General features: G+C 41.3%; 14 protein-coding genes and 1 pseudogene. 14 read left to right on the top strand and 1 reads right to left on the bottom strand.

Features of this window, described 5'->3' with window-relative positions; genetic code table 11:
- From M3085_RS01050 to M3085_RS01105, 12 genes are all read left to right on the top strand, one after another.
- Nucleotides 1–1140, top strand: a complete 1140-nt coding sequence (locus M3085_RS01050; protein ID WP_249052100.1) for a glycosyltransferase family 4 protein — start codon at nucleotides 1–3, stop codon at nucleotides 1138–1140.
- Nucleotides 1095–2129, top strand: a complete 1035-nt coding sequence (locus M3085_RS01055) for a glycosyltransferase family 2 protein (RefSeq protein ID WP_249052101.1) — start codon at nucleotides 1095–1097, stop codon at nucleotides 2127–2129. Before M3085_RS01050 ends, M3085_RS01055 begins: the two co-directional genes overlap by 46 nt.
- Nucleotides 2130–2139: 10 nt before the next feature.
- The gene (locus M3085_RS01060; protein ID WP_249052102.1) at nucleotides 2140–3015 is read left to right on the top strand and encodes a glycosyltransferase family 2 protein; all 876 of its coding nucleotides are present in this window, start codon (nucleotides 2140–2142) and stop codon (nucleotides 3013–3015) included.
- Between the two features lie 30 nt (nucleotides 3016–3045).
- Nucleotides 3046–4002: a polysaccharide pyruvyl transferase family protein gene (locus M3085_RS01065; RefSeq protein ID WP_249052103.1), complete on the top strand. Its 957-nt coding sequence runs from the start codon at nucleotides 3046–3048 to the stop codon at nucleotides 4000–4002.
- A gap of 20 nt (nucleotides 4003–4022) precedes the next feature.
- A complete protein-coding gene (locus tag M3085_RS01070) occupies nucleotides 4023–5300 on the top strand; it encodes a hypothetical protein (protein ID WP_249052104.1) in 1278 nt (425 codons plus the stop codon).
- Between the two features lie 61 nt (nucleotides 5301–5361).
- Nucleotides 5362–5817: a DUF4251 domain-containing protein gene (locus tag M3085_RS01075; RefSeq protein WP_249052105.1), complete on the top strand. Its 456-nt coding sequence runs from the start codon at nucleotides 5362–5364 to the stop codon at nucleotides 5815–5817.
- Nucleotides 5818–5823: 6 nt separating this feature from the next.
- A complete protein-coding gene (locus M3085_RS01080; protein WP_249052106.1) occupies nucleotides 5824–6432 on the top strand; it encodes a sugar transferase in 609 nt (202 codons plus the stop codon).
- A gap of 6 nt (nucleotides 6433–6438) precedes the next feature.
- Nucleotides 6439–7035, top strand: a complete 597-nt coding sequence (locus tag M3085_RS01085) for an acetyltransferase (RefSeq protein WP_249052107.1) — start codon at nucleotides 6439–6441, stop codon at nucleotides 7033–7035.
- Nucleotides 7032–8168 carry a glycosyltransferase family 4 protein gene (locus M3085_RS01090; RefSeq protein WP_249052108.1) on the top strand — a complete coding sequence of 379 codons (1137 nt, stop codon included), beginning with the start codon at nucleotides 7032–7034 and terminating at the stop codon, nucleotides 8166–8168. Before M3085_RS01085 ends, M3085_RS01090 begins: the two co-directional genes overlap by 4 nt.
- Nucleotides 8169–8290: 122 nt before the next feature.
- Nucleotides 8291–8938: a YdcF family protein gene (locus M3085_RS01095; protein ID WP_249052109.1), complete on the top strand. Its 648-nt coding sequence runs from the start codon at nucleotides 8291–8293 to the stop codon at nucleotides 8936–8938.
- Nucleotides 8939–9172: 234 nt separating this feature from the next.
- The gene (locus M3085_RS01100) at nucleotides 9173–10939 is read left to right on the top strand and encodes a hypothetical protein (RefSeq protein WP_249052110.1); all 1767 of its coding nucleotides are present in this window, start codon (nucleotides 9173–9175) and stop codon (nucleotides 10937–10939) included.
- Nucleotides 10940–10953: 14 nt separating this feature from the next.
- Entirely contained in the window at nucleotides 10954–12396 is a 1443-nt protein-coding gene (locus tag M3085_RS01105) for a DUF5723 family protein (protein ID WP_249052111.1), read from the top strand.
- 220 nt (nucleotides 12397–12616) lie between these two features.
- Here M3085_RS01105 and M3085_RS01110 read toward each other — a convergent pair.
- A pseudogene (locus tag M3085_RS01110) lies at nucleotides 12617–12901 on the bottom strand (IS66 family transposase); the annotation flags it as partial.
- A 395-nt stretch (nucleotides 12902–13296) separates the two neighbouring features.
- Here M3085_RS01110 and M3085_RS01115 point away from each other — a divergent pair.
- A complete protein-coding gene (locus tag M3085_RS01115; RefSeq protein ID WP_191710008.1) occupies nucleotides 13297–14526 on the top strand; it encodes a site-specific integrase in 1230 nt (409 codons plus the stop codon).
- On the top strand, nucleotides 14523–14894 hold the full coding sequence (locus tag M3085_RS01120) for a hypothetical protein (protein ID WP_071149580.1): 372 nt from the start codon (nucleotides 14523–14525) through the stop codon (nucleotides 14892–14894). Before M3085_RS01115 ends, M3085_RS01120 begins: the two co-directional genes overlap by 4 nt.
- Nucleotides 14895–15091: the final 197 nt, after the last annotated feature.

Consider the following 15091-nt stretch of genomic DNA (forward strand, 5'->3'; position numbering starts at 1 on the left):
ATGAAAATCGTATATTGTCTGAATAGTATTCGCGGATTGGGAGGTGTTCAGAAAGTAACGTTGATAAAAGCGAATGCGTTGGCAAAAATTGCGGGGAACGAAGTCTATGTCATCGTTACAGACAACTGGAAAGAACATGTATTGGTAGAAGAAATATCCCCGAAAGTACATTTTATTAATCTGGAAGTGAATTATTATAAAGATGATTATAAATCAAGACTTCATCAGATAAAATCAAATTTGCGGATATTTCGTCATTATTTTCGTTTACAGAAATATATAAACCAGATAAAGCCCGATGTCATTATTTCTGTGGGGCAAGGAGAAAAATACATCATTCCGTGGTTAAGGACTAAGGCTGTAAAAATACGCGAAATTCATTTCAATTCCACTTATCGCCACTATACGTATGGAAAGGATTGGATAGCCAAATTATTAGATTTTGTAGATTATAAATTAAATGCACGAGGGTATGATAAAATAGTTCTCTTGACCAAAGAGGATAAAGAGACCAATTTCCCAGATAATGATAAATTCACGTATGTTCATAATCCATTGACATTGGAGAGGTCATCTTATTCTGTTTGTCGTGAGCATACAGTAGTTGCCGTAGGACGATTGGAATTGCAGAAAGATTTTGCATCATTGATACGGGCGTGGCAGTTTGTTCATAAAGCAGCTCCGGATTGGAAGTTGAATATTTGGGGAGAGGGTTCTCGTAGACCGTATCTAACTCATTGGATAAAAGAATTAAGGCTTGAAGATTGTGTTTTTCTGCAAGGCTATACAAAAGATGTACATGCTAAATTGGAAGAGTCTTCTATTTTTGTGCTTTCTTCTTTATACGAAGGTTTCGGATTAGTACTTTTAGAGGCTATGGCATGTGGGCTGCCCATTGTTTCGTTTGCTTGTCCGTTCGGTCCGCGTGATATTATACAAGATGGGGTGAATGGTTTTTTGGTGGAAGGCAGGAGCGAATTAGATTTGGCAGATCGGATTATTCGTTTAATTCAGTCGCAAGAGTTGCGCGAGCGTATGGGAAAAGCGGCATTGAAGCGAACTAAAGATTTTGATATTTCAAAGATTGTTGAACAATGGATGAATCTGTTCCAAACAGAGTTACAGAAGAGAGAGAAATGAATAACTTAAATCCTACAATAAGTATAATCGTTCCGGTATATAATACAGCACTTTATTTGTCAAAGTGTTTGAACAGTATAGCGGCTCAAACGTTTACCGATTTTGAGGTTCTGATGATAGACGATGGCTCAACCGATGGTTCGGGTGAGATTTGCGATCGGTATAGCCAATCTGACAGTCGGTTTATTGCTATTCATCAATCTAATCAGGGTGTTTCGGCAAGCCGTAACAATGGTTTGAAGCAGGCAAGAGGAAGTTATATCTCTTTTATTGACAGCGATGACTATGTTCATCCTCAAATGTTGGAGTTACTGTATATGACAGTCCGGCAGGGGGATTATGATTTCTCTATGGTTCGTTACTTGTCGGTAAATATTGATCAAGAGATAGAGATTGAAAGAATTATAGAACCTCATTTCCGAGAATTGTCGAGAGAAGAGATTTTGTGCAAATTGTTTGGAAAGTCGGGAGAAGACGTGCAATATATGATTTGTTGTAATAAATTATACGATAAGTGTTTATTAGAGAATATCTATTTTTCAGCATTTAAAGTATCAGAAGATTTATTATTTAATGTAGAAGTGTTTAGTAAAGTCCGTCAAGCTATTGAGGTAGATAGTAAATTATATTATTATACTCAGCGTAATACATCTGCTTCTCACAGCGTTTCAGAAAAACAAATAATAGATAGGATAGATGCTTCATATACATGTTTAAGATACATACCGTCAGGTTCGGCAGAAGAGGCGTGTTGTGTAATGAAATTATACAAAGTTTTATTTAGTTCCCGTTTTTTGGGACGCAGGGAGGTGTATCTGAAAAATGTGGTTAGGCGGATAAAAGAAGTGCATAAGCAGATATATAAGTGTTTTCTTCAGAATAAATATATTTCAACTGTTTATAAAATCTTGTTTATGGGATTTTTTTATTGTCCTTTGTTATATCGATTTTTTGTCGGTTTTAATGAGTTGAGGGCGAAGAGAGTGTAATTTTAGAAGTATGGATATAAAAGTTTCAATTATAATTCCGGTTTATAATGTAGCTCCTTATATAGAGGAATGTTTGCGTTCGGTTGATAATCAGACTTATCAGAATATAGAAGTAATTATCGTAGACGATTGCGGTATGGATAATAGTATGGAGTTGGCTGCTCGCTTTGTGGAGAATTCAAGCCGGAAAGAACAATATATTATTGTTCGACATGAATGTAATAAGGGTTTATCGGTTGCCCGAAATACAGGAATATTGAAATCGACAGGAAATTATCTTTATTTCTTGGATAGTGATGACTATATAAAATCGGATTGTATTGAAAAAATGGTTCAATGCGTACAAAATCATCCTCAGGCAGAAATGGTGTATGCAGGAAACAGCAATTATGATATGGAGTGTAAAAATTTTCCTGAGTTTACGGAAAATTCGAGAAAAATAAAGAATGAGATGCTAACTTATGGATATTATCCGATAGAAGCATGGAATAGGCTCGTTATTAAGAAATTTATATTATCTAATGGCTTGTTCTTTAAGGAAAATATCGTACATGAAGATTTGTTATGGAATTTTTATTTAGCTAAGAATGTGAAAGCTGTATGCTTTTTGTTAGAAAACACTTATTGTTACAGACATAATCCTCATGGAATTATGTCTTCTCGCTTACAAAAACAATGTGATAGTATGGATGTTATCATAAAGGATTGTGCGAAACACATTGACAATAGATGTATTTTTAAGCAGTTGGAATTTATTTTGCATATAACTCATACGAATTATGTAAAGCGATATAAAGCGGAAAGACAGTTTGTATTCATCCGTTATATCGGTGCAATATTATACTTACTTAAAGTATTATTTTTTAGACATGAACAAAAAGTTTAAAAGGTGTTAGGCTGTATATGAATATGCGCAATGGAGAAAATTTTTGAAGAAAAATGTGAGCAGTTGAGGCGCTGTATAGAAAAGCAACTTATTCCTCTGATAAATAATGATTATGTGTTATATGATTTGCCGTATCATGAGAATATTGGCGATTTGTTGATATGGAAAGGAGAATTGGCTTTTTTGTGGCAACTGCCTTACAAACAGTTGGGGCTATGTTCCTTTTTTACTTATAAACATAAGTATTTATCTTCTGAAACTATAATTTTGATGCATGGTGGAGGTAATTTAGGAGATATATGGCGCAAATCCCAGGATTTTAGGTTGCAGATTGTAAAAGAATATCCCAATAATCCTATCATCATATTCCCGCAAACAGTTTGGTATAATGATTTGGATACAATGAAGCGGGATGCAGAAATAATGTCACGACATAAGAATTTGACCATTTGTGCACGGGACAGGAAATCGTTTGAGTTATTGCAAACTTATTTTTCTGCTAACAAAATATTATTAGTTCCTGATATGGCTTTTTGCTTATTGCCTGAATGGATACATAGGTTTCAGTCTAAATGTAATCATAAAGTATTATTTTTGAAACGAAAAGATAAAGAACTGAATAAATCTTATTCTTCTTTGCCTTTGGAGAAAGATGAGGTAAATATCTCTGATTGGCCTACATTTGAGAAGAAACATATTGTTCAAAAATTGGGAAATGGACTCTTGTTTTTATCTTATTATTTCCCCAAAATTTTTAGTAAGGTTTCGGATGGATATTTTCGTTTTATTCTTATGCCTTACTTTATAAAATTGGGATTACGTTTTGTCAGTTCTTATAAATATGTATATACAACAAGGTTGCACGTTGCTATTTCCTGCGTTTTGTTGGGTAAACCATTTACGTTATTAGATAACAGTTATGGTAAGAATCGTAGTTTTTATGATACTTGGTTGGCGGACATAGATGATGTAAAGTTGATGAAGTAATAATATTTAGGAGTTGAAAAATGAATAAGATTGAAGTTATTCAGATAGAAAAAGTTGGAACAAAAATATGCGTTCATTTTAAAGTAGATGGTGATGTAAAACGATATTTTCAGACAGATATATTTGTTTCGGAATATATAAATGATATATCTGCTGTACCTGATAGTATAGCTGTTATTCCATTTGTTTGTAATGTATTGCCTATTATATGGTTAACCGATTCGTTTTTGAACCTTCCTGTTTTGGATCAGTCTTTTTACAATGGGTTAGAACAAATTAAAGAAGGATATTGTAAAATGTATCCGAATATGCTTTTCAGAGGAATCCTTGAGGTTGGTAATATTGTCGATAATAAGATTAATATAGAAAGAAGTAAACGGAATTGTACTGTGTTATTTAGTGGTGGCATTGATGCTTTTTCTACTTTGTTAAACCATATCAATGAACGTCCTATTTTGCTTACAATATGGGGAGCGGATATAAAATTGAATGATACGCAAGGATGGAATAATGTTTATGGGCATACCAGAAAAGTCGCTCAATCTTTGGGATTGGAATATGGATATGTAAAGGCTAATTTCCGAGAATTTATAGCTGTCGATAGATTGAGTGTACTTGTTAAAGAATCGGGTGATGAATGGTGGCATGGATTCCAACATGGCATTGGATTGATTGGATTAGTAGCTCCAATAGCCTACCTTAAAAAGCTGTATTGTGTATATATAGCTTCTAGTTATGCCGTCAATAATGTAACATGTGCTAGTCATCCAACAATTGATAATTATGTGGCTTTTGCGGGTTGTAACACAATACATGATCAATACATGTATACTCGCCAACAAAAGGTAGGTGATATTTGTGCTTATGCAAGGAGAGTGGGACAATATCCTTTATTGAGAGTTTGTTGGGAGAGTAGTGGAGGAAAAAATTGTGGTTATTGTGAGAAATGTTTGCGTAGTGTATATGGATTGATTGTAGAAGGAGAAGAGCCTAATAATTATGGTTTTCATATTGAGCCTGACAAAATACGTTTATCTATAAATAAAATTATTCAGACTTATAAATTCCCGATTCATAATCGTTGTTATTGGAAAGAAATTCAACAACGTTATAGAGGAAATAAAGAGAATATTTTACCTTCTTATCGTCAGGCATGTTTATGGCTTGATGAGTTTGATTTTGAAGTGTTCCATTCTAAAAAATATAAGTTGAAGTATTTTTTCTTTAAATTAAAATCTGTATTGTCTCATTGGGATACATTATCTTATGTGATAAAAACAAGGTTGAGGATTACTTGATTTTGTGACGCTTTTATTAAATAACGATTCATGAAACAAAACTTTATAAATTCATTTTATTATGAAATCATTCGTATTACTAATCACCTGCCTTTTAACGGTATGGTGTGCCGAGGTAAAAGCATCAGTTTTTCATTTAAATCAAACTGTTGATCAAACCGTTACACAGGCGGTGAAAGAGAAAAACTGGAAGTTGAAGGTAGATATGGCTTTCTTGAGCGATGGAAAAACTCAGGCGTTGCCTTCCGATTCGTGTTTTATGATGGTGAATGGGGCAGATGCTACCCTTTGTTTGCCGTATGTGGTGAACGAACAGAGTGATGAAAAGGTGAGTTTGCAAGGAAAAGTAACGGCTTATTCGTTCCGCGATAAGGGAGACCATTATACCGTTAATCTGCATGTTACGTGCGAAGCGAAAAACTATTCGTTTACGATACACGTGTATAAAGAAGATGGATTGGGGTCTATTCTGCTTAACTCGTCGAAATTGAGTTATAGTGCGGAGCTGGTAAAATGACAGCCTATGTATAGACACTGTTTGAAGCGTGTTTTCGATTTCTTGTTTGCATCGGTTGCCTTGTTGATTTTGTTGCCTGTTTTGCTGTTGATAACGGTAGGGCTGCATGTCGCTAACAAGGGGGCCGGTGCATTTTTTTTTCAGGAACGCCCCGGTAGATATGGCAAATTGTTCAAAGTTATTAAGTTTAAGACGATGACTGATGAACGCGATGAGCAAGGACAGCTGTTGCCCGATGCGGAACGTCTGACGAGAATCGGAAAGATAGTACGCTCGCTTTCGATTGATGAATTACCTCAGCTGGTCAATGTGCTGAAGGGAGATATGGCGCTTATCGGGCCTCGGCCTCTGTTGCCCCAATACCTGCCTTTGTACAGTAAAGAGCAGGCACGCCGACACGAGGTACGTCCCGGTATTACAGGTTGGGCACAGGTTCACGGCAGAAATGCCATCAGTTGGACGAAAAAATTTGAGTTGGATGTGTGGTACGTAGATCACTGTTCGTTCCTGCTTGACGTGAAGATTTTTTTCCTGACCATCAAGAAAGTGCTGGTCAGGGAAGGCATTTCGCAGGAAGGACAGGCTACGATGGAATATTTTAACGGTAAGAATTAAGCAAAGATGTTTTTATACGGAGCAAGTGGTCATGCCAAAGTGATTATAGATATTCTGGAGGCTTGTGGCATGACGGTTGAAGGATTGATAGACGACAATCGGGAGAAAAACGAATTGTCGGGCTATCCAGTGTTTCATGAGTGGCAGGCAGACAAGTCGCCGTTGATAATAAGCATCGGCGATAATCGGATACGCCGGATGATAGCCGAACGTGTTGAGGCTGATTTCGGTGTAGCGGTTCATCCGTCGGCAATCGTTTCACGGCGATGTACGTTGGGAGCGGGCACGGTGGTTATGCAGGGAGCGATTATTCAGAGCGATGCAGAGATAGGAAAACATTGCATCATCAATACCGGAGCTTCGGTAGACCATGAGTGCCGGATTGGGGATTTTGTTCATATATCGCCGCATTGTACCCTGTGCGGAAATGTTACCGTGGGCGAAGGAAGCTGGATCGGTGCAGGTTCTGTCATCATTCCCGGTGTGAAGGTAGGGAAATGGAGTGTAATAGGTGCCGGTTCGGTAGTTACGAAAGATATTCCTGATGGTGTATTGGCGGTAGGGAATCGGTGTCGGGTGGTGAAAAGCGGATATAAGTTATGAAGCGGAAAGTGATTCGTATTACAACAATTCCAATGTCTTTGAAAATCTTGTTTCCCGGACAACTGAAGATGTTGGCAGAGGAGTATGAAGTGGTAGCCGTTTCATCTCCCGGCAAAGAGTTAGACGAAGTGGGCAGGAGAGAGGGAGTGCGCACGGTGGCCGTACCGATGGAGCGTCATATCTCGCCTTTTAAAGATTTAGTTTCTCTGTGCCGGCTTATCCGGCTGTTTCGTAAGGAGAAGCCGTGGATGGTACATTCGCATACCCCGAAAGCGGGACTGTTGGCGATGTTGGCGGCATGGATGTGTGGCGTTCCGGTGCGTATCCATACGTTTACCGGACTGGTGTTTCCTACGGCGGTAGGTATGAAGCAACGCCTGCTGATGGCTACCGACCGGTTGACGTGCGCTTGTGCCACGCTGGTTAATCCCGAAGGGAAAGGTGTGAAGCGCGATTTGGAGCGGTATCATATTACTTCAAAGCCTTTGCGCATTATTGGTAACGGGAATGTTAACGGTATCGATTTGTCGTATTTCAGTCGGACGCAGGAGGTTTGTAAAACCGCTGCGACCGTTCGTGAAGAGGGCTGCGTTACGTTCTGTTTCGTTGGTAGAGTAGTGGGAGACAAGGGAATGAATGAGCTGGTCCGGGCTTTTTTGCGTTTGTATGCGCAGCATACTCAGGTGCGGTTGCTGTTGGTCGGTCCTTTCGAAGATGAGTTAGACCCGCTGCAGCCCGATACCAAGCAAATCCTCTTGAACCATCCTGCCATACGTTTTATGGGTTGGCGGAGCGATATCCGTCCTTTCCTTGCCGCATCGGATGTTTTTGTCTTCCCCAGTTACCGCGAGGGCTTTCCCAATGTCGTTTTGCAAGCCGGGGCGATGGGACTGCCTTGTATCGTGACCGATATCAACGGATGTAATGAAATCGTACAGGAAGGAGTGAATGGCTTGATTATTCCACCCCGCGATGAAAACAGTCTTTATGAGGCGATGTATAGGCTGGCAACACATACGGAAGAGCGGGAATCAATGGCTCTACAGGCCCGTCCGATGATAGCGAATCGGTATGAACAGCATGATTTATGGAATAAGTTAAAAGAAATTTATCAAGCTCAAATCAAAAAATAGCTATGTATTTTATTCTCTCCTCGTTGCTTTCATTTGTTTGTAATCCTGTGTTTTATATCATTGTATGTTTGGTTTTGGCATGGTTGGTTAAGAGCCGAATCGTAAAAAAAGTTTTATATGGAGTGAACATTGTTCTTGTTATATTGTTTACTAACCAGCCGTTTTCCCGGTTTGTCAAGGAACAATGGTATAAAGAGTATGACCATCCGCTTCCGGCAGGCAAGGTATATCAGTATGGCATTGTATTGGGCGGATACAGCAACTGGGACTGGGAAAGAAATCGAGTAGAATTTAGTGAGATAGCCGACCGCTTATTGGCTGGCATTTATTTATATAAACAAGGAACAGTTAAGAAATTGGTTTTAGCTTCCGATGGTTCGATTATCGAAAATCCTACGGGGCAGGGACCGAAAGGTAATCCGAGAGGGATGATGGCTTTCTTGCGGGCGATGGGTATGCCTGAGCATGATGTGATATTAGAGGTCAAGGCACGTAACACCCGAGAGAATGTTACACGTACGCTGGAGTTGCTGGGCGACAGTCTGCGCACTTCTCCTTCGCTGCTGATAACATCGGCAGTCCACATGCGCCGCTCGTTGTCGGCTTTCCAAGCCGAAGGTTTGCATCCGGACTATTACATTACCGATACGCAGGTGCGGATAGACGGTAAGGGAGACAGCTGGATGCCATCGCTCCAAACCTTGTCTGAGTGGCCGGAACTGTTGCATGAGTGGATTGGGTATTTGGTGTATAAAGTAAAAGGATGGTGAAGTCGTGGTAGAGGCTTTTTTCAACGTTATCCGGCATGATTCGGAGTGTGAAAAAATTCTACCCATAGTGCAGGTAAGTTCTATGGGTAGAACCGGGGAACTTTACCGCATGAAACAAGGAACGCTAACGGTTGCGTTTTCCAGAATATCTGATTAGATTTAATGTGCTGTTAATCAGATTTGTAGGTTTGAACGGATTCATGATATTTTATTTATAATTTTAATGATAAAGATATGTTTAAAGGTAATTTGTTGAAATTCGTTTCGCATGGTGCATGGGCTTTTCTGATACTGGGAGTGACTGCGTGTGTAGATAACGACTACGATTTGACGAAAGACATTGATTACACCGTTACGGTGGGAGGTGACTTGAGTATTCCGGGGAGCAACACGGAAGCCATTACGCTGAAAAAGATTCTGGACATGGATGAAACCAGCATCGTGAAGGCCGATGAGAATGGCTTTTATTCGCTGGTAAAGTCAACGGCTCCGCAGCAAACCGATGTGAAGGTTGACAGTATTTTGTTTAATAACGAGATGTTTGATTCTGAAGGAGCGGAAACATTCCTTGAAATGCCTCAGGGGATGTTTGATGCGTTGCCTGAAAATGAGGCAATAGAGTATCCGGTTCAGCGGGAAGTTACATCGGTTACTGCTGAAAAAACAGACGTTACGGATGAGTTGCTGGCGATTGACAGCGCAGTTACGGAACTGCCAATGGATTTGGAATATCGTTTCCTGCCCGATAACGACTTGCAGAAGATTTATCTGAAAGCCGGATATCAAATTGATTTTCCGGATTACGTAGTAATATCGGAGGCTGAGAACACCGATAAATCGTTGATAGAAGTCCGCAATGGGAAAAGCATTTTCTTCAAAAAAGATTTGATGGTTAATGAAAACGGATTGAATATCCCCGTTATGATTCGCGTATTGGATTTTACCAATATGCCCGAAGGCAGTGGCTTTACTTATCCGAGCAAAATGAAAATAGACATGGAACTTGTTTCGGAGGGACAGATTTATTTCTATAAAAAAGACTTTGTGCAAAATACCAACCGGCATAACATTCATTTCATGAGAACGCCTCGACTGCGTGAGGGAAAGATTATGAACTGTAAGGTTAAGGTTCAGCCGGAGATAAACATCGAGATGGAATCGATACAGATAGATAATCTTCCGGACTTCTTGTCTGATGAAGACGTGGTAGTCGATTTGGTCGATCCCAAGTTTTATGTAACGGTAACCAACTCTGCTCCGGTGGATGTCAACCTTAATGCCACGATAACTGCGCATCGGAAAGACGGCAGTAGTTCCATTCAGGTAGGAGACAAACACGGTGTTCCGGTGGTGATACCGAAGAGTGTTGAAAATTATGTGATTTGTTTCCATAAACAAAACACCGAGGTTGAAGGTGCCGACCAGAGCATTCAGCTTACCGACATGGATGTGTTGATAGAAAAGATTCCTCAATATATCAGCATTGACGATATTGAATCGAACGTGCCCGACCGGTATTACTACGTGCGTCCGGGACGTACCTACTCCGTACTGACCGAAACTCGGATAGATGCTCCGCTGACGTTTGGCGAAAAAACAAATATTGTTTATCGGGATACGTTAGACGGATGGCATGAGGATTTGGATAAATACGACATGAAGGCTGCTACGATAACAATGGATGCCGTAAATGCGATACCGCTGAATATGAAACTGGACGTACAGGCGATTGACGTAAACGGCAATGAAATTCCGGACATCGTTGCTACGGTGGATAAAAGCATTGCCGCAGGCTATATGGAACAACCAACCACTACTACGATAACTATTCAGTTGACTTCACAAAATGGTTCGATATCTAAATTAGACGGTTTGTTGCTAATAGCTAACGCTACGTCTCCCGCCACGAATGAGTCACAACAGTTAAATGAGAATCAAACCTTGACGCTTACCAATGTGCGTGTATCGGTTAAAGGAGGAATAAAAATAGATTTGAATTAAAAGACACTGAAGTTATGATAAAGAAATGTAGTTATTATTGTGGAACAAGTATTCTGTTGTGGTTGGTGTGTGTGTTTGCTGCTGTTGCTCAGCAGCCGCTTCGTTCGGGGTATTTCTTAGACGGTTTTTATTATCGTCATCAGTTGAATCCTGCATTTGCTGCCGAACGTAATTATATCAGTATCCCTGTCCTCGGAAATATCAACGTTGAGGCGCAGGGAAATATCGGAGTCAGTACGTTTTTATATCCGTATCAGGGCGACCGTCTGACTACTTTTCTGAATGAAAGCGTAGGAGCAGATGAGTTTATCGGTAAGCTGAAAGACAGAAACCGTTTTAACGTTAATCTGAACCTGTCGGTGCTTTCTTTCGGATTCCATAAGTGGGGAGGATTCAATACTTTCGATATAAACCTGAAGTCATCTACCGGCTTTTCGTTGCCGTCTCAGTTGTTCGAGTTTATGAAGTTGGGTATGCAGGGCGAGAGTACGGAATATCGCATGGATAATATCAACATCCATACCAATAATTATGCTGAAGTGGCACTCGGACACTCACGTCAGATTAACGAACGCCTGCGTGTAGGCGGTAAGTTCAAGCTCTTGGTGGGACTTGGTAATGCCAGTGTCAAGATGAACGATGTACTTGTAAACCTCTCACAAGACAAATGGATGGTACAGGCGAACGGTGAAATGAATACTTCCGTCAAGGGACTGTATATGCCTACCAAGCAGGAGAGCGGCAAAGATGTGAATACCGAAGCCGAAAAAGACTTGGTAGACTGGGAAAATATCGACTTTGATACTCCCGGACTTTCGGGAATGGGTGCGGCAATTGATTTGGGTGCATCTTATAAGTTGAACAATGAAATTACCCTGTCGGCAGCGTTATTGGATTTCGGTTTCATCTCATGGCGTAATACCATCCACGCTGTTACGTCCAATAAACCGTGGGAGTTTAGTGGCTTTCAAAACATTGCCATCGATTCGGATTTGGGTGATGACGACCCTAATTCGTTGGAATCTCAGATAGACGATTTGGGTAAGGGGTTGGAAGAATACGCCAGCTTTCACCGCCGTTCTACGGGAGGAAGCCGTACAGCCATGCTGGGAGCTACGCTCAACTTAAGTGCCGAATACGTTCTTCCGGTTTACCGGAAACTGAAATTCGGCTTCCTATCTACCACCCGCATTAACGGAAAATACAGTTGGAGTGAAGGTAGACTGTCTGCCAATGTAGCCCCGGTGTCATGGTTCGAAGCAGGAGTTAACTACGGGCTTTCCTCGTTCGGTTCGTCCTTCGGATGGATAATCAACTTCCACCCCGCCGGTTTCAATTTCTTTATCGGCATGGACCATCTGATGGTGAAAGTAACTCCACAGTATTTCCCTGTTCACCGCGCCAATGCCAACTTCAGCATAGGGTTTAACGTTCCTTTCGGTAAGAAGTGTTCATAAGGATTAACATTTTATCTGTATGGAAATAACCAACTGATTCTCTGCGAATCAGTTGGCTATTTTTGTTTGTTGTAATCCGGTGTTTATCCATAGCGCGTAGCATTAGTAATACGTAAGCATCCGATAAAGTACACATTGTAGATTTGTAAAAAACAACAAACTCTTCTTATCAACGAGTATAAAGTTGACAGGAAGAGTTTGCTATTCTATAGTATCTCTATTAGACTTCAATTGGATTTTCGTTGGACTTCTTCAACTTCCAGACATCCGGAAGCAGTTCCCGGATGTTTTTACCGGAGTCCTTCTCCTGATAGTATGGAAGTCTGGCGATGACATCGTTCAGCCATTCTCTCGGATTGACTTCCTGTGCCTTGCAGCTGGCAAGCAATGAACAGATGACCGCTGTATTTTCCGCAGCTTCATGATTCCCGCAGAAGAGGAAGTTCTTTCTTGAGAGCGTCAGAGGACGTATCGCATTTTCAGCCAGATTATTGTCTATCTTTAACGTGAGTTCGATATAAAGATTAAATTTATTTCTCTGAAAAATAGGAACATAGCGATAAAAGCATTAAATTTATAGTGTCAAGTTATACCATTTAAGCGATTACCACTATGTTTTCAGAGGCTAAAGTTACGGAGAATCTCTGGAATAACCTCCAAATTTCGGAAGATTAACGCAATAGAAATTGGGAATTAAGCAGTTAGGAGAAAATCACGGAAGTTGGAAAAGGGGCTGAAAACCGTTTCAAAGCGGATTGAAGCAAAAGAACGGTTTCCTATCCGTTACCCGATGGAAGTGCAGATTTAACAGTCACCGTTCCGTTTGCGCCGCTCTGCGTAGGTTTGCTTGTCAAGGTTTAACTCGTTGATTTATAGTTTTGCAACCAAAAAAGAACGAGTATGGCAAGAAGTACATTTCGCGTGCTGTTCTATGCGAACGGCAGCAAGGAGAAGAACGGAATTGTCCCCATTATGGGACGGGTTACAATCAACGGGACGGTGGCGCAGTTCAGTTGCAAGCGGAGCATCTCAAAGGAACTTTGGGACGCAAAAGGCAACCGTGCCAAGGGCAAGAGCGTGGAGGCAAGGGAAACGAACCTTGCACTTGACAATATCAAGGCGCAAATCATCAAGCACTACCAGCGCATATCCGACCGTGAGGCATATGTCACAGCGGAAATGGTACGCAATGCTTACCAAGGCATAGGCTGTGAGTACGGAACATTGCTTAATTCCTTTGACAGGGATAACGAGGTGTTCAATAAACGTGTCGGGAAAGACAGGGTTATGGCTACTTACCAGTCACGGGTGCGGGCAAGGAATCATGTGGCGGCATTCATCAAGTCGTTTTACAAGCGCAACGACATGTCGATGCTGGAACTTACTCCCGATTTTATCAAGGAGTTCGCTGCTTATCTCTCAACCGAAGCAGGATTACAAAACGGGAGTATTTGGGCAAACTGCATGTGGCTGAAAGGCGTGGTGATGCGTGCGCACTTCAACGGGCTGATACCGAGAAACCCGTTTGCGCAGTTCCACATCAGCCCTAATGTCAAGGAGCGTGAGTTTTTGACTGAAGACGAATTGAAAGCGGTGATGACACACGAGTTCGCAGACCCGAAGCTGGCATACATCCGTGACCTGTTCGTGTTTGCGAGTTTTACCGCTCTTTCTTTCGTGGACATCAAGGAACTGACTACCGACCGCATCGTGGAGGTGAACGGCGAGAAGTGGATTATCTCCAAGCGTCACAAGACTGGCGTACCGTTTCAAGTGAAGCTGTTGGACATTCCCTTACAGATAATTGAGCGTTACAGACCGTTCCAAGAAGACAATCTCGTTTTCCCAAATTTGAACTATTGGTCAATCTGCAAACCGTTGAAGAAAATGATACGGGAATGCGGTGTAAATAAGGACATCAGCTTCCATTGCTCACGTCATGGATTCGCAACCCTGGCTCTCTGTAAGGGTATGCCGATAGAGAGCGTAAGCCGTATTTTGGGGCATACGAACATCGAAACGACCCAAATCTATGCAAAGATTACCGTAGAGAAATTGGATAACGACCTGACTATGCTGGGCGACAAGCTGAGCAAGTCATTCGGCAATATCAAAGTGGCAGGAATATGAAACGGACAACAATCACGATGGACGAGTACGGCAGGGGTGCCGTACCGTCCGATACTGCCAGCGTATGGATGAGCGAAATGGAGTTAATGGAACTTTTCGATGTAATCGCCCCGACACTCCGTGCAGCCATCCGAGCCGTATACAAGAGCGGAGTATTGAAGCCCTACGAGGTGGAAAGGCGCATTAGACTGCCCAACGGCTACTTTGTAGATGTGTACGCTATACCAATGGTCGTAGCACTGGCTTTCCGAATTGACACACCGAGTGCGTCAAGTGTTCGCAATGCCTTGTTAGAAAGGCTTTGCTTGCGAAAAGAAAAACAAGTGCTGTGGCTTTCGATAAGCAACAGACAGCCGTGTAAATGTTAGCATGTACGGTCATGTGGCAATACGCCCATGCGGTCACACAATCCCGTCAGTCCGAAGAAGTGCGGTTTCGCTTCTTCGGGCTATTTCTTTTCGCCTTTTGACGGCTGATATTACCCGTTCCGCTGTATTTTCTTATCCGTCAGTTTTTTTGCGCCGTTCTGCATCATTTTATGTATCAATGTTTTAGCCGTCCTGCC

It is taken from the genome of Bacteroides caecicola (genome assembly GCF_023337095.1).
In the GTDB taxonomy this organism is placed as follows: Bacteria; Bacteroidota; Bacteroidia; order Bacteroidales; family Bacteroidaceae; genus Phocaeicola; species Phocaeicola gallinarum.